This is a genomic window from Providencia sp. Je.9.19, assembly GCF_051129765.1.
In the GTDB taxonomy this organism is placed as follows: Bacteria; Pseudomonadota; Gammaproteobacteria; order Enterobacterales; family Enterobacteriaceae; genus Providencia.
In genome coordinates this window covers 340334-366278 of the sequence record NZ_JBCPSS010000001.1, presented here as the reverse complement: position 1 = coordinate 366278, position 25945 = coordinate 340334, and the positions used below count along the sequence as shown (strand labels likewise).

General features: G+C 38.1%; 26 protein-coding genes, 1 pseudogene and 1 other annotated feature. Of the genes and pseudogenes, 4 read left to right on the top strand and 23 right to left on the bottom strand.

The window, feature by feature from the left end; all coding sequences use genetic code 11:
• Nucleotide 1: 1 nt before the first annotated feature.
• The 6 genes from arnD to btuC all read right to left on the bottom strand — a co-directional run bounded on the left by arnD (nt 2) and on the right by btuC (nt 6932).
• Nucleotides 2-895 carry a 4-deoxy-4-formamido-L-arabinose-phosphoundecaprenol deformylase gene (gene arnD, locus AAZR93_RS01815; RefSeq protein ID WP_434718813.1) on the bottom strand — a complete coding sequence of 298 codons (894 nt, stop codon included), beginning with the start codon at nt 893-895 and terminating at the stop codon, nt 2-4.
• The gene (arnA, locus tag AAZR93_RS01810) at nt 895-2880 is read right to left on the bottom strand and encodes a bifunctional UDP-4-amino-4-deoxy-L-arabinose formyltransferase/UDP-glucuronic acid oxidase ArnA (RefSeq protein ID WP_294107417.1); all 1986 of its coding nucleotides are present in this window, start codon (nt 2878-2880) and stop codon (nt 895-897) included. The genes arnD and arnA overlap by 1 nt, the downstream gene beginning before the upstream one ends.
• Nucleotides 2880-3872: an undecaprenyl-phosphate 4-deoxy-4-formamido-L-arabinose transferase gene (gene arnC / locus AAZR93_RS01805; protein WP_294107419.1), complete on the bottom strand. Its 993-nt coding sequence runs from the start codon at nt 3870-3872 to the stop codon at nt 2880-2882. The genes arnA and arnC overlap by 1 nt, the downstream gene beginning before the upstream one ends.
• A complete protein-coding gene (gene arnB, locus AAZR93_RS01800; protein WP_434718812.1) occupies nt 3872-5017 on the bottom strand; it encodes a UDP-4-amino-4-deoxy-L-arabinose aminotransferase in 1146 nt (381 codons plus the stop codon). The genes arnC and arnB overlap by 1 nt, the downstream gene beginning before the upstream one ends.
• A 127-nt stretch (nt 5018-5144) precedes the next feature.
• Nucleotides 5145-5927 carry a vitamin B12 ABC transporter ATP-binding protein BtuD gene (locus tag AAZR93_RS01795; protein WP_434718811.1) on the bottom strand — a complete coding sequence of 261 codons (783 nt, stop codon included), beginning with the start codon at nt 5925-5927 and terminating at the stop codon, nt 5145-5147.
• Nucleotides 5928-5930: 3 nt separating this feature from the next.
• Nucleotides 5931-6932, bottom strand: coding sequence for a vitamin B12 ABC transporter permease BtuC (btuC, locus tag AAZR93_RS01790; RefSeq protein WP_294107425.1), 1002 nt, complete (start codon nt 6930-6932; stop codon nt 5931-5933).
• 121 nt (nt 6933-7053) lie between these two features.
• Here btuC and AAZR93_RS01785 point away from each other — a divergent pair, with 121 nt between their 5' ends.
• From AAZR93_RS01785 to AAZR93_RS01775, 3 genes and pseudogenes are all read left to right on the top strand, one after another.
• Entirely contained in the window at nt 7054-8241 is a 1188-nt protein-coding gene (locus AAZR93_RS01785) for a hypothetical protein (protein ID WP_434718810.1), read from the top strand.
• Between the two features lie 193 nt (nt 8242-8434).
• Nucleotides 8435-9994: pseudogene (locus AAZR93_RS01780) on the top strand (replication endonuclease); the annotation flags it as partial.
• Nucleotides 9991-10209, top strand: a complete 219-nt coding sequence (locus AAZR93_RS01775; protein WP_434718809.1) for a hypothetical protein — start codon at nt 9991-9993, stop codon at nt 10207-10209. The pseudogene AAZR93_RS01780 and the gene AAZR93_RS01775, both read left to right, overlap by 4 nt.
• A 32-nt stretch (nt 10210-10241) precedes the next feature.
• Here the strand turns inward: AAZR93_RS01775 and AAZR93_RS01770 are convergent, their stop codons facing one another.
• From AAZR93_RS01770 to AAZR93_RS01755, 4 genes are all read right to left on the bottom strand, one after another.
• On the bottom strand, nt 10242-11654 hold the full coding sequence (locus AAZR93_RS01770) for a KAP family P-loop NTPase fold protein (protein WP_434718808.1): 1413 nt from the start codon (nt 11652-11654) through the stop codon (nt 10242-10244).
• 673 nt (nt 11655-12327) lie between these two features.
• Nucleotides 12328-12753: an arsenate reductase (glutaredoxin) gene (gene arsC / locus AAZR93_RS01765; RefSeq protein WP_434718807.1), complete on the bottom strand. Its 426-nt coding sequence runs from the start codon at nt 12751-12753 to the stop codon at nt 12328-12330.
• Nucleotides 12754-12763: 10 nt separating this feature from the next.
• Nucleotides 12764-14053 (bottom strand): arsenic transporter, encoded by a 1290-nt coding sequence (locus AAZR93_RS01760; protein WP_434719617.1) that lies wholly within the window; start codon nt 14051-14053, stop codon nt 12764-12766.
• Between the two features lie 138 nt (nt 14054-14191).
• Nucleotides 14192-14530 carry a metalloregulator ArsR/SmtB family transcription factor gene (locus AAZR93_RS01755; protein ID WP_434718806.1) on the bottom strand — a complete coding sequence of 113 codons (339 nt, stop codon included), beginning with the start codon at nt 14528-14530 and terminating at the stop codon, nt 14192-14194.
• A 163-nt stretch (nt 14531-14693) separates the two neighbouring features.
• Here AAZR93_RS01755 and AAZR93_RS01750 point away from each other — a divergent pair, with 163 nt between their 5' ends.
• Nucleotides 14694-14873, top strand: coding sequence for an ogr/Delta-like zinc finger family protein (locus AAZR93_RS01750; protein ID WP_434719616.1), 180 nt, complete (start codon nt 14694-14696; stop codon nt 14871-14873).
• A 188-nt stretch (nt 14874-15061) separates the two neighbouring features.
• Here AAZR93_RS01750 and ihfA read toward each other — a convergent pair whose 3' ends face one another.
• From ihfA to AAZR93_RS01685, 13 genes are all read right to left on the bottom strand, one after another.
• Complete coding sequence (ihfA, locus tag AAZR93_RS01745) at nt 15062-15358, bottom strand: integration host factor subunit alpha (protein WP_294107444.1); 297 nt, start codon at nt 15356-15358, stop codon at nt 15062-15064.
• Nucleotides 15359-15362: 4 nt separating this feature from the next.
• The gene (pheT, locus tag AAZR93_RS01740; protein ID WP_434718805.1) at nt 15363-17750 is read right to left on the bottom strand and encodes a phenylalanine--tRNA ligase subunit beta; all 2388 of its coding nucleotides are present in this window, start codon (nt 17748-17750) and stop codon (nt 15363-15365) included.
• A gap of 14 nt (nt 17751-17764) precedes the next feature.
• A complete protein-coding gene (pheS, locus tag AAZR93_RS01735; protein WP_294107448.1) occupies nt 17765-18748 on the bottom strand; it encodes a phenylalanine--tRNA ligase subunit alpha in 984 nt (327 codons plus the stop codon).
• A 120-nt stretch (nt 18749-18868) separates the two neighbouring features.
• Nucleotides 18869-18993: a sequence feature (Phe leader region), on the bottom strand.
• Nucleotides 18943-18987 carry a hypothetical protein gene (locus tag AAZR93_RS01730; RefSeq protein WP_434719615.1) on the bottom strand — a complete coding sequence of 15 codons (45 nt, stop codon included), beginning with the start codon at nt 18985-18987 and terminating at the stop codon, nt 18943-18945. (Overlaps the previous feature by 45 nt.)
• A gap of 89 nt (nt 18994-19082) precedes the next feature.
• Nucleotides 19083-19439, bottom strand: coding sequence for a 50S ribosomal protein L20 (rplT, locus tag AAZR93_RS01725; protein WP_067398290.1), 357 nt, complete (start codon nt 19437-19439; stop codon nt 19083-19085).
• A gap of 43 nt (nt 19440-19482) precedes the next feature.
• Nucleotides 19483-19680, bottom strand: coding sequence for a 50S ribosomal protein L35 (gene rpmI, locus AAZR93_RS01720; RefSeq protein ID WP_294107462.1), 198 nt, complete (start codon nt 19678-19680; stop codon nt 19483-19485).
• A gap of 91 nt (nt 19681-19771) precedes the next feature.
• Nucleotides 19772-20311: a translation initiation factor IF-3 gene (infC, locus tag AAZR93_RS01715; protein WP_294107862.1), complete on the bottom strand. Its 540-nt coding sequence runs from the start codon at nt 20309-20311 to the stop codon at nt 19772-19774.
• A gap of 453 nt (nt 20312-20764) precedes the next feature.
• Nucleotides 20765-21307, bottom strand: a complete 543-nt coding sequence (gene infC / locus AAZR93_RS01710) for a translation initiation factor IF-3 (protein WP_434719614.1) — start codon at nt 21305-21307, stop codon at nt 20765-20767.
• Between the two features lie 4 nt (nt 21308-21311).
• Nucleotides 21312-23240 (bottom strand): threonine--tRNA ligase, encoded by a 1929-nt coding sequence (gene thrS, locus AAZR93_RS01705; protein WP_294107464.1) that lies wholly within the window; start codon nt 23238-23240, stop codon nt 21312-21314.
• 432 nt (nt 23241-23672) lie between these two features.
• Nucleotides 23673-23873: a hypothetical protein gene (locus AAZR93_RS01700; RefSeq protein ID WP_294107465.1), complete on the bottom strand. Its 201-nt coding sequence runs from the start codon at nt 23871-23873 to the stop codon at nt 23673-23675.
• A 98-nt stretch (nt 23874-23971) separates the two neighbouring features.
• Nucleotides 23972-24421, bottom strand: a complete 450-nt coding sequence (locus AAZR93_RS01695) for a methyltransferase family protein (RefSeq protein WP_294107467.1) — start codon at nt 24419-24421, stop codon at nt 23972-23974.
• 91 nt (nt 24422-24512) lie between these two features.
• Nucleotides 24513-24923 carry a hypothetical protein gene (locus AAZR93_RS01690; RefSeq protein WP_294107469.1) on the bottom strand — a complete coding sequence of 137 codons (411 nt, stop codon included), beginning with the start codon at nt 24921-24923 and terminating at the stop codon, nt 24513-24515.
• A gap of 203 nt (nt 24924-25126) precedes the next feature.
• Nucleotides 25127-25639, bottom strand: coding sequence for a GNAT family N-acetyltransferase (locus AAZR93_RS01685; RefSeq protein WP_434718804.1), 513 nt, complete (start codon nt 25637-25639; stop codon nt 25127-25129).
• Between the last annotated feature and the right edge of the window lie 306 nt (nt 25640-25945).

Genomic DNA, 25945 nt, shown 5'->3' with positions numbered 1-25945 from the left:
GTTATTCCTCTTCTTGACAGCCCAGCCAGCCTTCTCGCCCAGGGAATGGTGCTCTCACCACTTTTCCTTTAGGCAGTGTATTGATGTCTTCTGGCAACAAATCACTCAATGTACAGAATTGGATTTCTTCTTGTGCGATTCGTTCCAACAATTGTGAAAATTGTTCTGATTTTGACATTCCTTCCACTTCAGTGTGGATTGTATAAACAGGAACGCCTTGATCATTTTTAATCGCCTGAAGGATATAATCATTAAATGCGTCGTCAGTAACAACCGTTCCCACGACCTCATCATATGTGGGTAATGTCACCGGAATTTGTACGGTACCAATCGAACCATCTTGCATAATAGGCCTGAATGGGTACTTTCCACGACAATCACTATTATAATCAAAATTAAACTGTTGTTTAACTTTAAGAACTCTTTCGTCCCCACGCCAGCCAGCAACTGCCGAGCAAGTTACCCGCTGCCCAATAGCTAAGGTTAATGCATCAACACCTAATTTAACTTGTTCTGTCAATTGGGCCTCACTCCACTTGGCAACTTTGGCTTGCCAACCTTGATGATCCCACGCATGTAAACCCACTTCATGCCCAGCATCTAATGTTTGTTTCATTAGATAACCTAAGTCTTTAGCAATTTTCTTCCCTGGCCACGCAGTACCCGCGAGTAAAATATCTAGGCCATAAAGAGATGCTGCATTAGACCTCAGCATTTTCCACAGGAATTTAGGACGCAAAAGGCGCCATAAATGGCGCCCCATATTATCGGGTCCTACACTGAAGAAAAAACTGGCCTGAATATTGTGCTCTTTCAGCACTTTGAGTAGCTGAGGTACCCCTTTCAATGTTCCTTGATAGGTATCTACATCTATTCTCAAGCCAACTTTTTTCATTAGTCTTTATCACTCAATTCTTCAACTGCACCTTGCAAGAAAAAGTCTAGTGTTTCTTCAATGGTATCTTTCATATCAATCGTTGGTACCCACTCAAGTAGGCGACGCGCATTTTCAACACTTGGTTTACGATGCTCAACATCTTGATAACCTTGACCATAATAACTACTGCTTTCAATTTCACGGAAGCCAGCAAATGGAGGGAATTTTGCTCTCTCAGGATGTTTTTCAAAGCTTTCCAGCAACATTTCAGCTAACTCACGAATACTCGCTTCATTAGTTGGGTTACCAATGTTGATGATTTGACCATCACATTTACCATCTTTATTCTCAATGATACGGAATAACGCTTCAATGCCATCTTTGATATCAGTAAAGCAGCGTTTTTGTGCACCACCATCGACTAACTTGATTGGTGAGCCTTCAACTAAGTTCAAGATCAACTGAGTAATTGCGCGAGAGCTACCAATACGAGCAGAGTTCAAGCTGTCTAAACGTGGTCCCATCCAGTTAAATGGACGGAATAGCGTAAATTTCAGACCTTCTTTTGCGCCATAGGCCCAAATAACTCGGTCAAGTAACTGTTTAGATACAGAATAAATCCAACGTTGTTTATTGATTGGACCTACAATTAAACGTGATTCGTCTTCATCAAACTCTTTATCATCACACATACCATAAACTTCTGAAGTCGATGGGAAGATGATACGTTTGTTATATTTCACGCAATAACGAACAATTTTCAGGTTTTCTTCAAAGTCTAATTCGAAAACACGCAGTGGATTACGGGTGTATTCAATAGGCGTTGCAATCGCTACTAACGGCAGAATAACGTCACATTTTTTAATGTGATATTCAATCCATTCAGTATGAATGCTTACATCACCTTCGATAAAATGAAAACGTGGGTTACCAATAAAACGTTCAATTGCAGATGAACCGATATCCATACCATAGATATCATAGTTATCATCTTTCAACAGACGCTCAGTTAGGTGGTTACCAATAAAGCCATTCACACCCAAGATCAAAACGCGTTTACGACGTTTGATTTGTGTAGTCGGTTTTTCACCAACACGAACATCTTTCACGATACCCATTTCATTTGCAAGGCGGTTACCTTGCATATATAGACCGGTTTCACTTTGACCACTAATAACTTCAATTGCACCTTGGCCACAAGCAATACGCAGTGGATTATTAGACAATACCGTACCGGCAACTCGACCTTGGTTATCATCTAATACGCTAGCACGCCAGATAGTCATCTTACGCGCACCTAAATAGGTAAACGCACCAGGATAAGGTTCAGTAACAGCACGAATAAGACAATTGATTTCTTTTGCTGAGCGATTCCAATCAATTTGTCCATCGTCAGCACAACGGCGACCAAAGTAACTTGCCTTACTTTCATCTTGAGCAACCGCTTTATAGCTACCCGCTTCGATTAATGGCAACGTTTTAGTCAACAGTACTTCTGCTGCTTCACGTGCTTTTGCATGAAGTGTTAGCCCGGTATCGGTATCGCTAATCGCAAATTTTTCTTGAGCAACGATATCGCCAGCATCAGCCTTCTTGACCATTTTATGCAGCGTCACACCCGTTTCGCTTTCACCATTTAATAGCGCCCAATTGATTGGTGCGCGACCACGGTATTTTGGCAGTAAAGAACCATGCAGGTTAAATGCGCCTTTTGGTGCAATTGACAGTAGTTCTTCGCTTAACATATCGCGGTAATAAAAAGAGAAGATAACATCAGGTTTCAACTCGCGAATACGTTCAATCCATAGTGGGTGATTAACGTCTTCAGGCGCATAAACAGGAAGTTCCATGTCTGCGCTTACACGTGCTACTGAAGAGTAAAAGTGGTTTTCATTAGGTGAGTCAGTGTGTGTAAATACTGCCTGAATATCAAAACCTGCTTCTTTAAGCGCCTTTAACCCTACACAGCCAATATCATGATAGGCAAAAACAATAGCTTTCATTAGTTTTCTTCCTGATTTTTGTCGGACTTAATATCTGCGCCGACGACTTTTTGAATAAAATAACGAGGTCTAGCACGTACATCATTGTAAATTCTACCGATGTATTCGCCTAATAAACCCATAGCAACAAACTGTGCGCCGATAAACATAAAGAGTACCGCAAACAGTGTAAATACGCCGTCTGCTGCCCATGCAGCGCCGAATAGCAGACGTAAAATAATTAATAATACAGCAAGTAAGAAACCGCCTGCGGCAATAACGCTGCCCACTACGCTCAGTAAACGCAACGGAGCTGTCGTTAAACAGGTTAGCAGGTCATACATTAAATTAATCAGTTTCATAAAACTGTATTTAGAATCACCAAATTCGCGCTCCGCATGAGCGACATCAATTTCAATGGTTCTACGTGCAAATGTATTCGCTAAAATAGGAATAAATGTGCTTCTTTCATGGCATTGCAACATCGCTTGAATAATATGACGACGATAAGCTCGTAACATACAACCATAGTCACCCATAGAGCGCCCTGTTGCTTTGGTTATCATCGCATTAATCATTTTTGATGCGGTTTTACGGAACCATGAGTCTTGACGATTTGCACGGCGCGTACCGACTACATCATAACCCTGCGCTGCCGTTTGAACTAAACGTGGAATTTCTTCCGGTGGATTTTGTAAGTCCGCATCAAGAGTGATAACTAAATCACCATCAGCCTGATTAAAACCCGCCATAATCGCTGAATGCTGGCCATAATTACGATTAAGAATAATAGCAATAATGTGATTCTCTGGATCTTCAGCGGCTTCTACTAACATTTTTGCTGAACGGTCACTGCTTCCATCATCTACTAAAATCAATTCATAAGATTGCGTGAGTTGTTTACACGACTTAATTGTGCGCTCTAATAACTGAGGCAAACTTTCTTCTTCATTATAAACAGGGATAACTACTGAGACTTTTTTAATCTCATCAAATTCATCTGCTATTGACACTATTTTGACTCCAAAAGAACTTTAGTAATCGCTTTAACAACCCGATCAACATCTTCATCTATCATATCAGGGAATAAAGGCAGCGAACAAAGAGTTGCGCTATTCCATTCTGATTCAGGTAATGAAAGTTCCGGGTATTTTTCGCGATAATATTTTTGCGTATGCGCTGCACGAAAATGTAAACCTGTGCCAATATCATGCGCTTTTAGTTTTTCCATAAATGTATCGCGATCAATACCACACTGCGATTTATCTACACGCACCATAAATAAATGATTAGCGTGTAAATGTGGGTAATCAGGAAATGAGAGCATTTCTAATGGTGAATTTTTCAACAACTCGCGATAACGTGCAGTCAGTTCAGCTCTGCGTTGATTCATTTGCTCAACACGCGATAACTGCACCACTGCTATCGCAGCATGAATATCGGATAAATTATATTTAAAACCAGGCTCAACGACTTCCGCCTGAGGCTTACGGCCTTGCATTTGTCTATCAAATGCATCAACCCCTAATCCATGAAATTTTAAAGTTCGAACTCGTTGTGCAAGTTCATCATTATCCGTAGTGACTAACCCACCTTCAGCACAAGTGACATTTTTAATCGCATGAAATGAAAAAATTGCAGTACCAGTCTCACCAATCCATTCATTTTTATAACGTGTGCCGACTGCATGAGCGGCATCTTCGAGTAAAAAGACACCTGCTTTTTCGGCAATTGCACGTAATGCATCTAAATCACAAGGCGCCCCAGCATAATGCACAGGAATAATAACTTTAGTTTTTGCTGTCAGTGCTTGTTCAACTGCATCGGGTTGGATCATTAAAGTATCACGATCGACATCAATCATTACCGGAGTCGCGCCTAGCAACTCAATCATATTAATTGTGGATACCCAAGTTTGCGAAGGTGTAATAACCTCATCTCCGGGACCAACACCTAGTGCCATCAAAACAACATGCATACCCGCTGTTGCAGAAGTTAATGCAATTGCATGCTTACAGCCATAACGCTTGCAAAAATCTTCTTCTAACTGATGATTCTGCGGCCCAGTAGTTATCCAGCCTGAACGTAGAACTTTCTCTACTGCCTTTACCTCTTCATCACCGATTGCAGGCTTTGAAAACGGAAGGAAATTGCTCATATTGTTATAGCCTAGTTTTCATTGATAATAGGATATTCTAGTTAATGATACTTTAACCGAACCTCAACACTCATCATCATTACAATAAGAAATTACATAAAAACGAGTGATTAAAACAATTTTTTAGTTAATCGTCAAAACTAATAATCTGCCATATCTTATTGGCGCTACTTTCACTTAATCTAATTTCTGACATAAAAATGTCGGATAAGTTACTGTCAGTCATTACGTCATCAGGTTTTCCTGATACCACCATCAATCCTTTTTTTATCATCCATATACGACTAGCATTTTTATAAGTGTGACTAAGATTATGTCCACTCATTATAACCGTTCCTAAGCAATGACAAAAATATTTAATCCATTTATCTAAGTTGGCTTGCTGAATAATATCTAAATTGTTCGTTGGCTCATCAAATAGTATAAATTTTCCACATAATTGATTACTATCCCAGACTTGTAAAAATACGGCGACGATCCGAACTCGTTGCCATTCCCCCCCCGAAAGTTGATTTATTGATTTATGTAGCAATGGTGTTAGCTGAAAATCCAAACAAAGAGAATCAACAATATTGACAGACAAGCTATCAGAAGAACGGCTTGTTGAGGGTAAAAATAAATCGAGGTATTGAAATACTTTTAATATTGGCAATGAATTTATCATTTGTGGCAAATATGCGCGTTGTCGCCCCAACTCTTGGACACTATAGACATTAATATCCTGATTATTGATTAGTACCTGTCCGTCAAAATCAAGGAAACCACTTAATGCAGCCAATAATGTACTTTTCCCCGCGCCATTGGCACCTAATAAATGAATTTGTTCGCCAGCAAATATCATCTCAGTAAGATTTACGATACGATTAGCAACCGACAAATTGTTTATCTCAATGATTCTTTTCATCTTCATTTTTTAACGCCATTGATGGTTACGGATAAGTAAAAAGATAAAGATAGGTGCGCCTAATGTTGCTGTTATAACACCAATAGGAATTTCAGCATTAGCCATCAATAAGCGAGATAACAAATCAGCGATTAATAATCCTAATGCGCCTGCAAGGGCACAACCTGGTAATAATATGCGATTATCAGTTAGCCCGCTCAAGCGTAATATATGGGGGATAACCAAACCAATAAAGCTAATCGCTCCCGCAATTGCAACACTAAATCCAATCAACACACCACTAACAATAATTAAGGCCAATCGCCATTTTTGAGGCGAAAAGCCAAGCTGATAAGCTTGCAATCTGCCGAGTGAAAGATAATTCAATGTTTTACCTTGGCAAATAGCCCACAACAAAAATGGAAGACTCACCATCACTAATCCAAACTGTCGCCAATCGACACCACTAAAACTACCCATCATCCAATAAAGTAATTGCCGCAAATCTAAGTTGCTGCTCATATAAACCATCCATGTCATACAAGCACCACTGATAACCCCTAAAGCGACACCGACTAAGAGCAAACTAGAGTTATTCAGGTGTTTACTGCGAGCAAAATAAAGTAGTACAGAAGTGAGCACTAAAGCACCGATAATCGCACTTGTGCTTATTAACCAATAATGGGTAATACCTGATGATAATAAGACGGTTAATACCACCGCGACCCCAGCACCGTTACTTATTCCTAATAGGCCAGGTTCAGCGAGAGGATTTTCAAATAGCGCCTGCATAATTGCACCTGTTACGGCAAGTGCTGCACCAATAGCGATAACTGCCAACATTCGAGGTAAACGAATTTGACCAATAAACATTTGAGCAGGCTCACTTGTCCATTGGTTTGGCCATAGCCATATTTCCCCAGCGCTTAGGGAAAGGATAACTATCATCAATAAAAAAATAGCCAGTAATATAACCACTCGTATGTCAGCATTTTTTTGTTGTTTTTTTAGTTTATTTATTAGATGAGCCATTTTGTAGTTTATCTGATTATCTTTTAAGTTAATAAACTAGTGTTTATTTATGAAAGTAGTGCTAATTCAATAATTTTATACTCGATTTTCAATGTGAAAATGACATTTAAAGGGTAATAATATGACTCTACCGCAGATTACTTCAGCATCATCTAGCTTACCAATAGCAACTTCTAATGTAACGAGAAACGTTCCAATTAAATTACAAGAAAATAAAGGATTTTTATTATCAATCACAAATATTATTCGTTCTTGCCAGCATTTTTTTAGTATTTCAAAACAAGATAAATGTGAATTACTGAGTAATAGAAAACTTAATACTAACGAACAAGAGCCTTCAGTTCCAGTTTCTATATATAAAACAAAGCAGGAACTAAAATTGGCAGAACAAAAGATTACACAGCAAAAGCCTTTTGAAACAGTTGAAAAACGTTTTCATTATAATCAACTTTCCAAAGAGCGAAACCACACTGAGCCTACCGCAAAGTACAGAATTTTTGATAATAATGAATTAGAAGCGCAGACTCCAGAGTCTTCATACCGAACGGATAGTCTTAAGCAGCAAAGTGAACAGCAAAAAATAGCAGCTAAAATTTCAAATTCAAACTTACAAACAATAAGTAACTACCAAGATTTATCAGAAGCAGAAAAAATAGCCTTTTCAAAATTTAATGAAATCATGGCTCAAGCTATAGCTACACCAGAATTCACTAATCAAGAGGGCATTTCACGCGTACCCGGCGTAAAGAAAAAAATTGACTTAATTTTAGATTCCATCTCTTCCGGTGTAGGTATTAGTAATGTACTTATAAATAAAAATAAGATCGCACTGAATGATTTAATTAGTGCGTCCAAAATAGTGCTAACGCAGGCTATAAATAAGTCCCAGAGTGAAACAAGCAAATTAGCTCAATTAATTGAGAAAATTAATGAAGCTACTGAGCAAGAAGAAGCAACCATTCAATACGTAACCAATAATCAACCAGTTAATAGCCAAGAAATTTTAAAGCGAGCAAAAATAAATAAATTAGCTAAAATACCTCCACTTAAAGAACTGCCACTAGCTATTCAAATCGCCATGCCACTCCTCCTTGAGTTAGTAAAAAATATTGAAACTAATCGCATGACACCAAACGGTATCGCAATTTCGTTTCATAGTATTATGTCGCCTCATAATCTTTCTGTGAATCAATCTACACCCCAAAAATTAGAGATAAGCAAAGCAGATATCGCCGCAATTAAGTCCGCTAACAAATATTTAGAGCTATTGATTCAAAGAGAATTAGACTTAAGCCAAGTACAAAAATAAGTTAATTAACTTATACCAAAACAAAAGACCACCTAAAAGAGCATCGTCAGCCCTGAGCGTTGGGGCTGACAAAATATATCAAAGAGTTACAGACATTATAATATGCTAATTCTCACCATTACCCCCCCAATTTAGCTAACGCCGATTATTGGTATCGCAAGCTATTCGCGCGGTATAGGCGCAGCGTTTATCCAATATGCAGTATTTACAAGGCATGGATATTGAAGATGTTGAAACCGGTGAACGTTTTGACCTGTTCGATAAAGTGATGGCGAGTGTGTCTAATCCTGAAATTCGTCGTATGGAATTAATGTCGCAAATGGCCGGCATTGAGCGTGTCGCAAAAGAGAGTGACGATATTGGCATGTTTATTACGCTGACCTGTCCGTCAAAATATCATCCCACTAAGCAGCGAAGAAAAGGTAAAGAGATTGACGCCGTACTCAATCACAAGTGGAAAGATGAAGCCTATACGCCAAAAGATGGGCAACAATATTTAGTGAAAATCTGGTCGCGTATTCGTTCTGCATTCAATGATAATAATATCGATGTTTATGGTATTCGTGTCGTAGAGCCGCATCACGATGGTACGCCCCACTGGCATATGCTGTTATTTGTTGATAAAGCCAGTCGAGCCAAAGCCGTTGATATTATGCGTAAACGCGCATTAAAAGAAGATGGCGACGAAGCCGGTGCACAGAAAAATCGTTTCGAATGCAAGCATATGAATCGTGGTGGCGCTGTGGGCTATATCGCTAAATATGTGGCTAAAAATATTGATGGCTACGCGCTCGATGGCGAGATAGACCATGAAACCGGTAAAGATTTAAAAAGCATGGCGGCAGCGGTCACCGCATGGGCTTCTACTTGGCGCATCCCTCAATTTCAATTCTATAAACTCCCCTCTAAAGGCGCTTATCGCGAATGTCGTCGTTTACCGCGTGGTGTCTCTATTTCAGACAAGCTCGGTGATATTGCCGAGTGTGTTCGCGCCGCTGCCGATGAAGGTGACTTTTTTAATTATGTAATGTCGCAAGGTGGGCCATGTATTCGCCGTAAAGAGGAAACGATACGTGTTGCCCGTGAGATCAGCGATGTGAATGTTTACGGTGAAGAGGTTCAAAAGGTTGTGGGGGTTTATAACCAACTCATCGCAAATAAGCCCACGCTTAAAACCCGTGAAAGGCAGTTCAAGATTGTGAAGAAAAACTCCGATGCTGCGGGCGATGGTCTTTTAAAAAGCGCCATCGGCGCGCCTCGGAGTCCTGTCAATAACTGTAGATCGCGGATCACATCCAATCTACCAGATGTGCAATTTTACGAGCCTGAGCTTGGCTCAAGGGAAGTATGCAACATAAAGGAATACGGTTTTGCGTTTGTTGAAACGGATGCAGAGAACGCGATAGGCAGCGAAATTTCACAAGGTAGGCAACAAAGGCAGATATCAAATATTGAATTAAGCGAGAGTGATAACGAAATTCGGTCGGAAATAGTTACTTTTGCTAATGAGGTTGGTATTAGGTTCGATATTCCACAGGTTGAAACCATGTTTATTAAAGGTATGGGGGTTAGTGATGGCCTCTATTACATGAAATTTGACGGTGAACGGTTGAGATTGAGTTTAAACGAGGATGGAAAAGCTCAGCAAAAACAGGAATTAGAAGCGCAAAAAGAGGCTATTAGTGAGAAGCATAGGCAAAGGTGTGCTGATGTGTTGGTAAGGGTTAATAAATTACGGGAGGAAAGTAAATGAGTGATGGAGTGATTATTTTTTTTATTGTTTGGGCGCTTGGTGTGTTGTTTTTTAGCAATGCCATTGTTTGGCATTATGAAAGACAGCCGGCAGATAGATTGCCGATGTGGGCAACTATTTTAATTATTATTTTCTGGTTTATTGCGTTGCCGTTGGCATTGTTAATTTTATCGGTAATGCGGATTGATTTTACATATTTCTCTGATGAGGATTAGTAAATATTAAGCCGCAATGCAGCGGCTTTAATTTATTCTATTTCAATATTTTCCATTTGCTCAAATAAATTTTCAAAAATCTCTATTTTCCATCCATCATATTTATATTTCAGAGCGCTGTCTGGGTGTTGGGTAAGTTTTATAATTTCAGATTCAACAATACTAAATTCCACTCTATGTTCTGGGAGACTAATTTCTGGATTAAAAAAATTATATACCTCTATATTATTTTTATAGTGATATGAAATAAGATCAAGTATATTGCTTTTAATATCATCTGATACCCCGTTTAATTTAATTAATTTAACAAAATCCCCTTTTATTTTATTTTTATGTAAAAAATTAACTAGCAATTCATAATCTTTCACTCTCAAAAATACCAATAATGATATTGAATAAGATTCAAAAATTAAGTTATCCTCAGATTTAACAATATATTTAGCATAACATAACCTTAACAAAGAAATACATCGTTCTGCTTCACGTAAAGAGAAATCATTATTAGTTAATAAATATGCCAAGCTATTTGCTATAGCTCTATTATCAACATAACACATAATATAACGTTTAAATATATCAAATGCTTCCGATGAAACTTCAGATTTTTTGTTACTTATCGTTATTTTACTCGGTTTCAGTATTGGTAATTTAAACCACATATGAACGAACTTATTAAGATAAACAGAAGTATTGATATTTCCGTATGTCACTTTTATTGTTTCTTCAAATTGACTTCTATTCATAACCAATAAAAAACAAAACCCCTTTGCATCAAAAAGGTGTTTAACTTTTTCAATTATTCCTAATGAAAAATCTGGTTTTGCTCTATCTAACTCATCAATAATGAATAGTGTTTTCTTTCCTGTAATTTGATAAATTTTCTCAAGAGCTGCTTTGAAATTTTCTACTTCTGAAATCTCCTTGCTAGCGCCCTCAATTTTTTCTTGTATATAATTTTCTAATGGTTCAGATAATGCGTCTGTTACTGAATCTTTAATTCCATCATACATATCATTAGATATTAATTTAGCTGATAAAAATCCAATAAGGGCTTTAGGTGTATGCTTGAACATACTCAGTGCCATCGCTTTACTTACATCTAGAAATTTTTGTTTAAATTTTTTATTGTTAGTATTTGTTTCTATCATTGAATAAATCGATGAAATCATTGCTAACAGAGGGTCTGACTGATAATCACTTTTAAATGCATCGAAGTAGATAACATTGATATTATCGGCTTCATGTTTTGCTATTTCACCTTCTACCATTCTAACAAATGATGTTTTACCATTTCCCCAGTCATCATCTAGTCCTAAAACAATACTGTCATCAGAGGCCATGGATACTATATTTTTAATTTGTTCGTATAACTTCTTTCTTCCAAAAATATCATTTTCGGGCGTAAATCCATCATCAAAATTAGGCTGTAAAGGTAAGATGCCCATTAATAAAATTCCTTTTTGTTATATCAATACAAATTTTAATGACTAAATATAAGCCAAATTATACGTGTGTCAAATTCCGCAATTTCTCGCCCAAATCCGCAAGATCAAAAAAGGATCGTTACCCACACCAAGCCCACCACTGGTGCGGTTCTGACGATCCCTTGCATCTGCATGAAAACCGACCTATTTAGTGGGCAGGCGTGGCGAGGCTACGATTGCGCGGCGAGATGTTTATTGTTAATTATCCGTCTGCAAAATCTCAGCCTCATAGCGGCGTTTAATTCAATTTTATATAACTAGATAGCAATTAATTCATCGCGCTTCGTAATGGCTTGTAGCGTGTTTAAATAGGTGTTTGGTGAGGGCTAATTTTCTGCCGATTCGTCTTGATGAAATAGGTTTGATATAATATCGCGGGGTCTTATTATTATTGGGGTCATCGATATCATCTACCTATAGGCGAAAAAATACCGCCACGATGGGCGGTATCATTAATCATATTGATAAGTTATTTCTGCTCGTCGTCCAAGTCCAATGAATACCGCTCAAACCGTATCAGCTCCTCCCCTAGCCAATCCAATAGGTATCCCACACTAGAGCATTAAGGGCTGATAATCTATATATCAATAAGTTAAAGATATAACAATATAAAAAGATGAGCTTCCTTTATGTATTAGTTTGTCTTATTTCTGTTTTTATCTACAACTCTCTGTCCATCTTCTTTACTAAATTCATTTAATTGTTCATTTGGCAAAATTTCTAATATTAGTTCTGATGGCCTGCATAGTTTTACACCTAACGGCGTTACCACAATCGGTCTATTGATCAGTATTGGATGTTGTAACATGAAATTAATCAGTTGTTCATCAATATAAACATCTTTTTCTAAACCTAATTGTTCATATGGTTCAACATTTTTTCGTAGTAACTCTCTTGTTGTGATTTTCATATCTGCAATAAGTTGAACTAATACATCTTTAGTTGGTGGGGTTTCTAGATAATAAATGATTTTAGGTTCTACGCCACTGTTACGAATAATTGCAAGCGCATTACGTGATGTGCCACAGTCTGGATTGTGATAAATAGTGATTTCATTCATTTGATTACCATTAATTTAAGATTGAAAGCCTAAGCACCAAAGCGATTAATGTTACTGCCAGTACAGGAACAGTCATAATGATGCCCGTTTTAAAATAATATCCCCACGTGATGGTCATCTTTTTTTGTGACAAAACATGTAGCCACAATAGCGTAGCCAAACTACCAATTGGTGTAATCTTAGGGCCTAAATCTGCACCAATAACATTGGCATAAACCATAGCCTGTTGGATTAACCCTGTAGCATTGCTACCTTCAATTGATAGAGCCCCGATTAATACTGTTGGCATATTATTCATAATTGAAGATAAAAAAGCAGTAATAAACCCAGTCCCTATTGTTGCTACCCATAGCCCTTTATCTGCAAGGTAATTGAGTATTTCAGAAAGATAATCGGTTAGCCCTGCATTTCTTAACCCATAAACAACCAAATACATGCCCAAAGAAAAAATGACTATCTGCCAAGGGGCACCACGTAGAACTTTTTTTGTATTAATTGTGTGGCCTCTAGCTGCAATTATCCAAAGGGTCAAAGCACCAATTGCAGCGATAGCACTAACAGGAATCCCTAAAGGTTCTAAGAGAAAAAAACCGACCAGTAATAGCACCAATACAAACCAACCCGCTTTAAAGGTCGTCATATCCTTAATTGCTAAAGTTGGGTCACTAAGTTTTGTAACATCATATTGCTTAGGTATATCTTTACGAAAAAACCAATGCAACATAGTTAATGTGGCGATAATCGCAGCGATATCGACAGGAACCATAATTGATGCATACTCAGTAAAACCGATATTAAAAAAATCAGCAGAAACAATATTAACTAAGTTAGAAACAATAAGCGGTAAGCTTGCCGTATCCGCAATAAATCCTGCTGCCATAACAAATGCCAACGTTGTGCCTTTGTTAAAGCCAAGTGCAAGCAACATAGCAATAACAATGGGTGTTAATATCAATGCAGCACCATCATTAGCAAATAAAGCCGCAACTGTTGCACCTAGTAGCACGATATAACTAAATAACAACCTTCCTTTACCGCCTCCCCATCTAGCTACATGTAATGCTGCCCATTCAAAAAAGCCACTTTCATCTAGAATTAAACTAATAATAATGACCGCAACAAATGTCGCCGTTGCATTCCAAACAATATTCCAAACTGTAGGAATATCTTGAAAACTAATTACACCAAAAATAAGAGCAAGTATCGCCCCTACTGTTGTGCTCCACCCAATACCAAGTCCTTTTGGCTGCCAAATGACAAAAGTGATCGTCAGAATAAAAATTAATGCAGCAATAAACATAACAACCTCGTTTAAAAGGAGCATATATGTTCCTTTTATTTTTCTAAAATTATACTTAATCTGCTAGCTAGATTAATCCTGAGATGCCAATTGACTCAATACATATATGTTTTTTCAAATATGTTAATTTAAAAAATTTTATTTAGAACAGCTATTAACCGACTCTTTTGTCTCTATAACAACCCTGAGCAAGTCTGATACTCTATTTTTCTCCGTAGCGTATGTTACATCTATGATACTTTTTACCCACGGCAATAATGTAGGAGACAATCTATAATGAACCCACTTACCATGTTTTGAATCAAGTAATAGACCAAACTCTCTGAGCATAGCTAAATGACGGGATGTTTTAGGCTGCGATAAATTTAACGCTGTATAAATGTCACAAACACATAGTTCACCTGATGCTTTTAAAATCAAGACAATATCTAATCTCGTTTGATCACCTAAAATTTTAAACAGTTGTAATGGTTCCATGTATACCTCTTAAATCTTTTTTATAAACTATACCAAAAAAACACATACGTCAAAACGTATATGTAAAATACGCAACTCAGTGCAAATAAAAAATCGTTATGGTTTTAATAATCGAATTAGCAAGCGTCTGACTTTCCCGTACAACTACCCTAATAATAACGTCATGTTAAGCAATTACACCGCACACTTCCGCTCTTCACTGCGAATTTCAACCAAAACCAAAGAACGTTATAACCAATGCCAAAACATCAATTGTGGTGCAACGTTTGTAAGTCATGAATCAGTAGCTCGATTTATTAGTAAGCCGGGGGAAGTCAAGCCAGTTAATCCGCATCTGAATTAATTTCAACAAGTGGCGTTGGCGCTATAATATTTAGCCCTGATTTTAGGGGCTAATGCTTAAGATGGGTTGCATCGTGGATGTGATGTGGATGGTGTCCTATAAATCCTTTTATAAAACATATGATGATACAAAAACAAAAGACCGCCTAAGCGGTCTTTTTCTATATCTATTGATATCAATAGATATGATTAGTCTTTTGGTGTTGCTTTTTCTACACGGCTTTTTAATTTTTGGCCAGGGCGGAATGTAACAACACGGCGTGCAGTAATTGGAATATCTTCCCCAGTTTTTGGGTTACGTCCGGGACGTTGACTTTTATCACGTAAATCAAAGTTACCGAATCCAGATAATTTTACCTGCTCACCATTTTCTAAAGAAAGGCGAACCTCTTCAAAGAAAGTTTCAACAAGGTCTTTAGCATCACGTTTGCTAACACCAAGTTTTTCAAACAAATTTTCCGACATTTCAGCTTTAGTAAGCGCCATAGGTTTAGTCCCTCAAGGAGGCTTGGAATCGCTGTTTTAACGCAGCAACGCACAGTTCAACGGTCGCGGTAATCTCTTCTTCTTCCATCGTACGCTGGGTATCTTGGAAGACTAGACTAATAGCAAGGCTCTTATAACCGTCTGCTATTCCTTCACCACAATACACATCAAATAAGTTTATGCCAACTATATGATTTATGCCAACTTTTTTACACTCTGCCAAAACTTCTGCAGCTGCTACATTTTCTGGTACAACAACAGCAATGTCACGACGATTCGATGGATAGCGTGAAATCACCTTAGCTTCAGGGACTACACGTTGTGTTATCGCATCACTACGAACCTCAAACACGACTGTACGACCATTTAAATCGAGTTTACGTTCTAATTCTGGGTGAACGACACCAATAAAGCCAATGTGTTCATTTTCCAGATAAATCCCAGCACTTTGCCCAGGATGTAACGATGGGTGTGCCTCAGATTTAAATGTAATTTGATTTAGTTTTCCAGTCAATTCAAAAACAGCTTCAAGATCACCTTTTAAATCAAAGAAGTCAACAACTTGTTTATCTAATGACCAATGTTCATCAAATCTATTGCCTGTAATCACGCCAGCCAACATAGGTTCCTGCCGTATTCCATATTCTGCTTGATTATCAGGAATAAAGCGTAGACCTGTCTCAAATAATCGAATTCTATTTTGTTGACGATTCTGATTATAGACCACAGTACCTAATAAGCCGGTCAATAATGACAAACGCATTGCAGACATATCAGCTGAAATTGGATTAGGCAAAATTAATGCATCTTGCTCAGGGTGAAGCAACGCTTGTATTTTAGGGTCAACAAAACTATAGGTAATAGCTTCTTGATAGCCCTTATCGACTAACATCGCTTTCATGCGTTTCAGTGGCAAGTTAGCTTCTTTATGCTTAGTCATGATCAGATCAGCGCGTAAAGGCACGTCTGGAATACTATTATATCCGTACACTCGCGCTACTTCTTCAACCAAATCTTCTTCGATTTGCATATCGAAACGCCAGCTTGGTGCGACTACATCCCAACAATTAGCAGATACAGTCACTTTACAGCCGAGACGCGTCAGAATATCCGTCACTAAATCATCAGCAATAAAATGACCAATTAACCGATCGAGTTTATGACGCGTCAATTTGATATTAGCAGCTTTAGGCAAATGCTCAATACTCGTTGCATCGATTATTTCACCAACTTCACCACCACAGATATCAACAATTAATGCCGTTGCACGTTCAAGCGCTTTAAATTGTAATTGTGAGTCAACACCACGCTCAAAACGGTGTGATGCATCAGTGTGCAAGCCATAATTACGTGCGCGTCCTGTAATCGATAGTGGGTCGAAATAAGCACATTCAAGAAGAATATTTTTTGTTTCGCTATTAACACCAGAGTGGTCACCACCAAAAATACCGGCAATACCTAATGCTTGCTTTTCATCAGCAATAACTAAAGTATCTGATTTTAGGGTCACTTCTGAACCATCTAATAATACAAGCTTTTCTTTATCTTTTGCCATACGTACTACGATAGCACCTGTTAAACGGTCCAAATCGTACGCATGCTGCGGTTGACCTAACTCAAGTAGGACAAAGTTTGTAATATCAACAACGGCATCAATAGAACGAACGCCGCCACGACGCAGCTTCTCTTTCATCCATAATGGAGTCGGAACTGACACATCAATGTTTTGAATAACACGACCTAAGAAGCGTGGACACGCTTTTGGTGCCTCAACACGAATAGGAAATGTCTCTTTCGTCGTAACTTGAGCGGTATTAATAACCGGCTCATTGAGTTCAAGTTTATTGATAACAGCAACATCGCGTGCAACCCCGATAATACTCAGGCAATCTGCACGATTTGGTGTAATGCTGATTTCAATCGCATTATCATCAAGTTTTAGATATTCACGAATATCCGTACCTATCTTCGCGTCAGCTGGTAATTCAATAATACCGCTGTGATCATCAGAAATACCTAGCTCAGAATATGAACATAACATGCCTTCTGACGGCTCACCACGCAACTTAGCCGCTTTAATTTTAAAATCACCAGGTAATACTGCACCCACAGTTGCTACTGCAACTTTTAAACCTAAACGACAATTTGGGGCACCACAAACGATGTCTAGCAAGCGATCGCCACCTACATTGACTTTAGTGACTCGTAATTTATCCGCATTAGGGTGTTGTCCACATTCAACTACTTCCCCTACAACTACGCCATTAAATTGCCCTGCTACTGATTCAACGCCATCAACTTCCAAACCTGCCATTGTGATTTGGTCTGATAAAGCTTCACTATTTATCGCCGGGTTTACCCATTCGCGTAACCATAGTTCACTGAATTTCATGAGATAAACCCGCCTTATTTAAACTGTTTGAGAAAACGAAGATCATTTTCGAAGAATGCGCGCAAGTCTGAAACGCCGTAACGCAACATAGTTAAACGTTCCATACCCATACCAAATGCAAATCCAGAGTAAACTTCTGGGTCGATTCCTACATTCCGTAATACATTTGGATGTACCATTCCGCAACCTAATACCTCAAGCCATTTACCATTTTTACCCATTACATCGACTTCAGCAGATGGCTCGGTGAATGGAAAATAAGATGGGCGAAAGCGTACTTGAACTTCTTCTTCAAAGAAATTATTTAGAAAATCGTGCAATGTTCCTTTGAGGTTGGTAAAGCTAATATCTTTATCAACAATCAGACCTTCTGTTTGATGGAACATTGGAGTATGTGTTTGATCATAATCATTACGGTATACGCGACCCGGCGCAATGATACGAATAGGTGGTTGCTGCCCAACCATTGTACGAATTTGCACACCTGATGTTTGGGTACGCAATAAACGTTTAGCATCAAACCAAAAAGTATCATGATCGGCACGCGCAGGGTGATGAGCTGGAATATTCAACGCATCAAAGTTATGGTAGTCATCTTCTATTTCAGGACCGGTCTCAACAGAGAAACCTAACTCACCAAAAAACTCTTCAATTCGCTGAATTGTACGAGTGACTGGATGTAATCCACCATTTTCCATACGGCGTCCCGGTAAAGAAACATCCACAGTTTCTGAAGATAAGCGCGCATTCAATATTTCAGCTTGCATTAAATCTTTACGGGCGTTCAGTGCATCTTGAACCTGAACTTTAGCTTCATTTATAACAGCCCCTGCTGCTGGACGTTCATCAGCAGGCAGATCACGCAACGTTTTCATCTGTAGTGTGAAGTGGCCGCTTTTGCCTAAAAATTCAACACGCACTGACTCTAACGTAGCAACATCTTGGGCTTGTTCAATGGCTGCTTTTGCCTGTGCAACCAATTCAGCGAGATGTGGCATTGTTTCCCCTTTATGACCACTCGGTCGTTTTGCTAGTTATTCATTATATTAAGTTCAACTCACCATTATAATAACAGATAAGTACTTAACTGATTTTACTGCATTTTCTTTGAAATCAAAAACAAAAAAGCCTCCATTAGGAGGCTTTAGCGTAACTTTTCGTTTCTTTTCTTACGCAGACAAGCCCCCGATACTCAGGTGCTAAAGTAAAAAAAGAAGCGAAAAGCAACGTTATACATATGAAAATTTCTCTAGTAAATCATTTTATTAAAGTATAATCACAAAAAATATAAATGAAAAGAGGAAGTTTCCTTCCTCTTTTTCAAGCAAACAATTACGCCAAAGCGCCTTTCGCTTTTTCAACAAGCGCAGCAAATGCGACTTTATCGAAAACTGCGATATCTGCTAGGATCTTACGGTCGATTTCAATTGAAGCTTTTTTCAAGCCATTGATGAAGCGGCTGTAAGACAGGCCGTTCTGACGAGCTGCAGCGTTAATACGCGCAATCCACAGTTGACGGAACTGACGTTTACGTTGACGGCGGTCACGGTAAGCGTATTGACCAGCTTTGATTACTGCCTGAAACGCGACACGGTAAACACGTGAACGTGCTCCGTAATAACCTTTCGCTTGCTTCAGAATTTTCTTGTGACGTGCACGGGCAACAACACCACGTTTTACGCGAGCCATATATATCTCCTATCGTCTTTTATCTTAATTAACCAATGTTTACTTATGCGTATGGCAGGCAAGCACTTACCAGACCCAAATCGCCCTTAGATACCATTCCTTTAGCACGCAAATGGCGTTTACGCTTAGTAGACTTCTTGGTCAAAATATGACGAAGGTTTGCATGCTTGCGCTTAAAGCCACCGCCTGCAGTTTTTTTAAAGCGCTTTGCTGCGCCACGTACAGTTTTTATCTTTGGCATTTCTAATTCCAACTTCGCATTGTGATTAACTACGAATTAACTAGGCGAATATCTTCTGCATTTCTACACAAGTTACTACTTGATGGCCTAATTATTTCTTCTTAGGTGCTAGTACCATGATCATTTGACGCCCTTCAATTCTTGAAGGAAATGATTCAACGACTACTAACTCTTCCAGATCAGCTTTGATGCGATTAAGCATTTCCATACCGATCTGTTGGTGAGCCATTTCACGACCACGAAAACGCAGTGTTACTTTAGCTTTATCACCATCTTCTATGAAGCGTATCAGGTTGCGTAGTTTGACCTGATAATCACCTTCATCTGTACCAGGGCGGAATTTAATTTCCTTCACCTGAACAACTTTTTGTTTCTTTTTCTGTTCTTTCTGAGACTTGCTCTTCTCATAAAGGAATTTGCCGTAATCCATAATACGACAAACTGGCGGTTCGGCATTAGGACTGATTTCTACAAGGTCTACACCTGATTCTTCAGCTTTTTCAATCGCTTCGCGAATGCTCATAATGCCTAGCTGTTCGCCGTCTAAACCGGTTAAACGGACTTCAGTAACACGAATTTCATCGTTAATACGATTCGGTCGTATTGTTGGGATTCTTTTTCCGCCTTTAATACTTTATTCCTCCAACTGGATAAAGAGATTTGCTACATTCTCTAAAAACAACGAACTGATAGTGACACAAATTACAACAGTAAAACGGCTACTAATCAAAACGCAATATTCATTTTGCTTTATCAGTTTTTTTGTTTCCAAACTTAATAAAGGGATTCGACCGCGGATTTTAATGCTTCTTAACGGATTACTCAAGCAGATATTGAAATTATTCGCAGCCAATCACTTGAAATCATAGTAAGTCGACTAACGATCGCCATTAAAGACAAACATTTCTAAGTTCACATTTACTGATTCACGTATAAGTATTTACAGGCCATCGGGCAAATCATTCTTACTATTCGTTTCCGTATTATTTTTTAATGCTATATTTTTTGTAATTTCAAAATAGAAAAGTAGCGCTCATTTTATTGAACGCTACTTACTGTCTATATATCTACTAACTAATTGTTTTTATATTTTTTTCTTTGGTGACAATACCATAACCATCTGGCGGCCTTCAATTCTTGAAGGATATGATTCAACAACTGCCAGTTCTTCCAAATCAGCTTTAATGCGATTAAGCACTTCTAGGCCAATCTGTTGGTGTGCCATTTCACGACCACGGAAACGTAGTGTAACTTTAGCTTTGTCACCCTCTTCCAAAAAGCGGATCAGGCTACGTAATTTAACTTGGTAGTCGCCTTCATCTGTTCCCGGTCGGAATTTAATTTCCTTCACTTGAACAACTTTTTGTTTCTTTTTTTGTTCTTTTTGAGACTTGCTCTTCTCATAAAGAAATTTACCGTAATCCATGATACGACAAACTGGTGGCTCAGCATTTGGACTTATCTCAACTAAGTCGACACCAGCTTCTTCTGCTTTAGTCAGGCCTTCACGCACACTCATAATTCCGAGTGGTTCACCCTCTAAACCAGTCACACGAATTTCAGTAGCACGAATCTCATCGTTAATACGATTTGGACGTGCCGTTGGGAGTTTTTTTCCGCCTTTAATAACCTTATTCCTCCATCTGATTGAGTTGACGACTGCGAATTTCTTCCAACAGTTTAGTTGTGAATTCGTTAACATCAAGGCTGCCTACATCTACACCACGACGGGTACGGACAGAGACTTTTCCTGATTCAACTTCTTTATCACCACAAACCAACATGTAAGGAACACGACGCAGAGTGTGTTCACGGATTTTGAAACCAATTTTTTCGTTTCGTAAATCTGCTTTCGCACGAATGCCAACACTTTGTAACTTACTGACTAATTCTTGAACATAATCAGCTTGGTTATCCGTTATATTCATCACAACAACTTGCTGTGGTGCTAACCACGTTGGGAAGAATCCTGCATATTCCTCAGTTAAGATACCGATAAAGCGCTCAAGTGAACCGAGCACTGCACGGTGGATCATGACTGGCGTAATACGCTCGTTATTTTCACCAACATATGAAGCAGTTAAGCGACCTGGCAAGAAGAAATCTAACTGTACAGTACCGCATTGCCATGCACGGTCAAGGCAGTCATACAGTGTAAATTCAATTTTTGGACCATAAAAAGCACCTTCTCCAGGTTGGTATTCAAACTCAATACCTTTACTTTTCAATGCATTTGCTAAGTCCGCTTCAGCTCTATCCCACATATCATCAGTACCGATACGTTTTTCAGGACGAGTTGACAGTTTAACAACTATTTTTTCAAAGCCAAAAGTTGCATAAACATCATAAATCATTTGGATACAACTGTTTACTTCACTCAAAATTTGCTCTTCTGTACAGAAGATATGCGCATCATCTTGAGTAAAGCCACGCACTCGCATCAAACCATGCAATGCACCTGATGGCTCGTTACGGTGGCAACTACCAAACTCAGCCATACGTAAAGGTAAATCACGATATGATTTTAAACCTTGGTTGAAAATCTGTACATGGCCAGGGCAGTTCATTGGTTTTACACAATATTCGCGATTTTCAGATGAAGTAGTGAACATCGCATCTTTATAGTTTTCCCAATGGCCTGTTTTTTCCCACAGAACACGATCCATCATAAATGGACCTTTAACTTCCTGATAATGATACTCTTTTAATTTAGTGCGTACAAAAGTTTCAAGTTCACGGAAGATTGTCCAGCCATCATTATGCCAGAATGCCATACCTGGCGCTTCTTCTTGCATATGATATAAATCTAATTGCTTACCAATTTTACGGTGGTCACGTTTAGCCGCTTCTTCAAGACGTAACAGATAAGCAGCTAACTGCTTTTTATCTGCCCATGCAGTACCGTAAACACGTTGTAGCATTTTGTTGTCGCTGTTACCACGCCAATATGCACCCGCCAATTTTTGTAATTTAAAATGGTGGCAAAAACGCATATTAGGTACGTGCGGACCACGACACATATCTACATATTCTTCGTGATGATATAAACCTGGGCGGTCGTCTTGGCTTATATTTTGATCCAAGATTTCAACTTTATAGTCTTCACCACGCGCCACAAATGTTTCACGAGCCTCGCTCCATGAGACACGTTTTTTAATCACGTCATAATCCGTTTTGGCAAGCTCAAGCATGCGCTTTTCAAGCTTCTCCAAATCTTCCTGGGTCAACGTATAATCAAGGTCAATATCATAATAAAAACCATTATCGATAGTTGGACCAATTGCCATTTTAGTGTTTGGCCACAATTGTTTAATTGCATGACCTAACAAGTGAGCGCAAGAGTGACGAATAATTTCAAGTCCATCGTCATCTTTACTCGTTATAATGGACAAATTCGCATCATGTTCAATAATTTCGCAAGCATCAACTAGCTCACCATTAACACGACCAGCAATACACGCTTTCGCCAAACCTGCACCGATATCGCGAGCGACATCCATGACTGATACAGCATGGTCAAATTGACGTTGACTTCCATCAGGAAGAGTAATAACAGGCATTAAAAAATCCTTATCCGCAGTGGTGACCCGCACGTAAGATCACTTGCTTGATTATTCCAAAGTTTGTATATCAATACGTTACATTCGATTTCTCACTTCACTATGCGAGATATGTACATACATCATAAAACGATTACGCACATCAAAAGTAACTCCACAGCAATAATAACACAGACTCATTTATTCGCGATAGAAAGAAGGTGATTATCTCCCCCACCTAAATTTAGCTTTTAAAACAATCTACTCTAAAAACCATCTATTCTTAAAATAATTTGCTTTTAAATAATTCACTAAACACAGATGTGATCTATTTATCGTATTCTTTTCATTAAATCGATTCGTTTTTAGTTATTAAAAATTCAAGTGAATACTTCATATGCACTGACATTATTGAGTTTAGTACTGGTTCAACTACTTAGAGTAGTAAATAACTTATTTTTTACCAAAAAACCAAATTAGTGCCCCACACAGCGCAATAAGTGAGCTACCAATAATATAGTTTTGCCTGTCAAATGCTAAACCCGCATCTATAATTTTTTCACCATACGACACGACAATACTCGCATCCATGCTGAAAGATGCAATAGCAGCGACAATACCAAGAAGAAAAAGAACGACGCCAAATGTTTTCATTCGTCACCACCTTAAGTTAATTTCACTGTTATATATTATATACCACTTTGATTTGTAAAAGATTGCGACCTACGACACAATCAAGAGAATCTTGACATCTATAACCAACGACGAGTGTGTTGGCTATACTGTTGCCATTCATCTTTAAACAATTCAGATAAATATTTTTCTTCTTGAGGGATGGTATAAAGATCTGTAATTAACCAAAACACGAGACCTGACACTAAAAAATAAGGGGAGTGCGTAAAAAATGAAAATGCTAAACTCATAGAGGTAAATGCTAGGTATAATGGGTTTCGAGATAAACGAAATGGCCCCCGAGTAATTAAATAGGCGGCTTTAGTGGCTGGATTTGGCGAGGTTTTATAACGCATAAAATAATACAGACTGGCTGATATCCATCCTAAACTTTCTAGTGCGATTAATATTCCAAGTATTCCCATCCAACCCGAGAAGCCCCAATAAAATGCATCTCGCAAAAAAAGATAATAAACAGCGAAGCCATTTAAAATTAGCCAATTTAACAATGGAAATTTGAAAATGCTCATCACATTACCCTGTAAATAAAATGACGTTATAAGCATATCATGAAAACGTAAAGATAATGGTGACCAATTATTTACAATTAAATAAGTTTAACTAAAACGTATTTTGATTTGGATGGCCTAATGTGAAAACACTTTTTAATCCTTCTAATCGTGCATATTCTTGTTGGCAAACAATATTGCGAACCTCTCCTGGCATAGTATCTACACGTGTTTGTATGCGAGCTAATTGATCATCCAAACTATTCATTCCTTTTACATCAACAATATCTTGGTTCATTTTCAAATACTCTGCAAAGCTGCGCAGGTTTCCCTCTAAGCTGGAGCAAGCATTATTCTTTGTCATCATTGAAGGCACAAAATAACTAACAGATTCAGGTAATATCTGAGAAATATTCGGGTATATATTTTGTTTCCACTGTTGAGGAAAGAGAATAAGCAACATAGCGATAGCTAAAATAATCAACATAAATGTACCCGCTAGTGTCGCTACTATATTTTTCATTGGCCATCCTATAATTCGTTTACTATTCGACTTCAATTGAAATTGAAACTAAAAATAGGATATACCGCATTGCGTAAAGTGATTTTTAAAATCCAAAAATCTATGTAAAGAAAACTCTAGCTTTATACAGCTATCTATAGAATTGACGGCAAATAAATAGAAATCAATCAAAAAATGACCTAATAATTAGTTACTTATTCAATCTAATCACAAAGTGACTTATAAAATATCGTCGTGCTTTCAAATTCATTCTTTTCATTTGTCACAAATTTAGGGATTTTACCAACCTCAATATACCCTTGTTGGCAATATAAATATGAAGCTACATCGTTAGTTCGTGTATCTAAGACTAACAATGACCGACGGTTCTCTAAAGCAAACTTTTCTGCAAACTCCAGTAATTGCCTACCAATACCTTGCTGACGAAAATCAGAATGAACCATTAATTTTTCAACATCAGCTCTATGTAATCCATTCGCTTTTTGGCAAAATGATAGTTGTAATGCCCCTGCAATTTGTTTTTCTACATAAAATACCAATAACTTCCTGCTTCCAGCCAGTAAATCTGTTTCCACCTGTTGCCAATATTGCTTTGCGTCATATTGCTGTAATGGCGCAATAAAACCAACGGATGCACCACTTTTAACACAATCTATTAATAACGATTCAAGTGACTCTTCTTCATGTTGTATGGTTGAAAGTAATTTAATTGGCATATATGCACCTTTACGTTTAGCTACACCCTATTTCTTTTAACGAATTTACATAAAATATCAGTAAACGACATTACAGTCAGTATAATGAGTCCATATCGACATTATAGACACCCTGCTAATAGATGCCTTTGACCTTTTTATGACCCCCATAAAAAGGTTTTTTTTTGCCTTTCATTTTGGACACTTTTAACCCATACCCTCACTGCCTTGTTATATAAGATAATATTCAGGTTATTCACAACTGAACCCGACGGTTATCCACAGTTAATGTGAACAACTTTATTCATCAGTTGAATGATTTTTCTC

Excerpts from the sequence above, each read along its gene's own strand:
- AAZR93_RS01690 (WP_294107469.1), bottom strand. The coding sequence starts at position 24,923 with ATGAAAAATATAGTAGCGACACTAGCGGGTACATTTATGTTGATTATT.
- AAZR93_RS01785 (WP_434718810.1), top strand. The coding sequence starts at position 7,054 with ATGACTCTACCGCAGATTACTTCAGCATCATCTAGCTTACCAATAGCA.
- rpmI (WP_294107462.1), bottom strand. The coding sequence starts at position 19,680 with ATGCCAAAGATAAAAACTGTACGTGGCGCAGCAAAGCGCTTTAAAAAA.
- AAZR93_RS01700 (WP_294107465.1), bottom strand. The coding sequence starts at position 23,873 with ATGAAAACATTTGGCGTCGTTCTTTTTCTTCTTGGTATTGTCGCTGCT.
- arnD (WP_434718813.1), bottom strand. The coding sequence starts at position 895 with ATGAAAAAAGTTGGCTTGAGAATAGATGTAGATACCTATCAAGGAACA.
- arnA (WP_294107417.1), bottom strand. The coding sequence starts at position 2,880 with ATGAAAGCTATTGTTTTTGCCTATCATGATATTGGCTGTGTAGGGTTA.
- AAZR93_RS01795 (WP_434718811.1), bottom strand. The coding sequence starts at position 5,927 with ATGAAGATGAAAAGAATCATTGAGATAAACAATTTGTCGGTTGCTAAT.
- AAZR93_RS01695 (WP_294107467.1), bottom strand. The coding sequence starts at position 24,421 with ATGAGCATTTTCAAATTTCCATTGTTAAATTGGCTAATTTTAAATGGC.
- ihfA (WP_294107444.1), bottom strand. The coding sequence starts at position 15,358 with ATGGCGCTTACTAAAGCTGAAATGTCGGAAAATTTGTTTGAAAAACTT.
- AAZR93_RS01750 (WP_434719616.1), top strand. The coding sequence starts at position 14,694 with ATGTTAAGCAATTACACCGCACACTTCCGCTCTTCACTGCGAATTTCA.
- pheS (WP_294107448.1), bottom strand. The coding sequence starts at position 18,748 with ATGCCACATCTCGCTGAATTGGTTGCACAGGCAAAAGCAGCCATTGAA.
- pheT (WP_434718805.1), bottom strand. The coding sequence starts at position 17,750 with ATGAAATTCAGTGAACTATGGTTACGCGAATGGGTAAACCCGGCGATA.
- arsC (WP_434718807.1), bottom strand. The coding sequence starts at position 12,753 with ATGAATGAAATCACTATTTATCACAATCCAGACTGTGGCACATCACGT.
- thrS (WP_294107464.1), bottom strand. The coding sequence starts at position 23,240 with ATGCCTGTTATTACTCTTCCTGATGGAAGTCAACGTCAATTTGACCAT.
- AAZR93_RS01760 (WP_434719617.1), bottom strand. The coding sequence starts at position 14,053 with ATGTTTATTGCTGCATTAATTTTTATTCTGACGATCACTTTTGTCATT.
- AAZR93_RS01770 (WP_434718808.1), bottom strand. The coding sequence starts at position 11,654 with ATGGGCATCTTACCTTTACAGCCTAATTTTGATGATGGATTTACGCCC.
- AAZR93_RS01775 (WP_434718809.1), top strand. The coding sequence starts at position 9,991 with ATGAGTGATGGAGTGATTATTTTTTTTATTGTTTGGGCGCTTGGTGTG.
- arnB (WP_434718812.1), bottom strand. The coding sequence starts at position 5,017 with ATGAGCAATTTCCTTCCGTTTTCAAAGCCTGCAATCGGTGATGAAGAG.
- rplT (WP_067398290.1), bottom strand. The coding sequence starts at position 19,439 with ATGGCTCGCGTAAAACGTGGTGTTGTTGCCCGTGCACGTCACAAGAAA.
- AAZR93_RS01685 (WP_434718804.1), bottom strand. The coding sequence starts at position 25,639 with ATGCCAATTAAATTACTTTCAACCATACAACATGAAGAAGAGTCACTT.
- btuC (WP_294107425.1), bottom strand. The coding sequence starts at position 6,932 with ATGGCTCATCTAATAAATAAACTAAAAAAACAACAAAAAAATGCTGAC.
- AAZR93_RS01755 (WP_434718806.1), bottom strand. The coding sequence starts at position 14,530 with ATGGAACCATTACAACTGTTTAAAATTTTAGGTGATCAAACGAGATTA.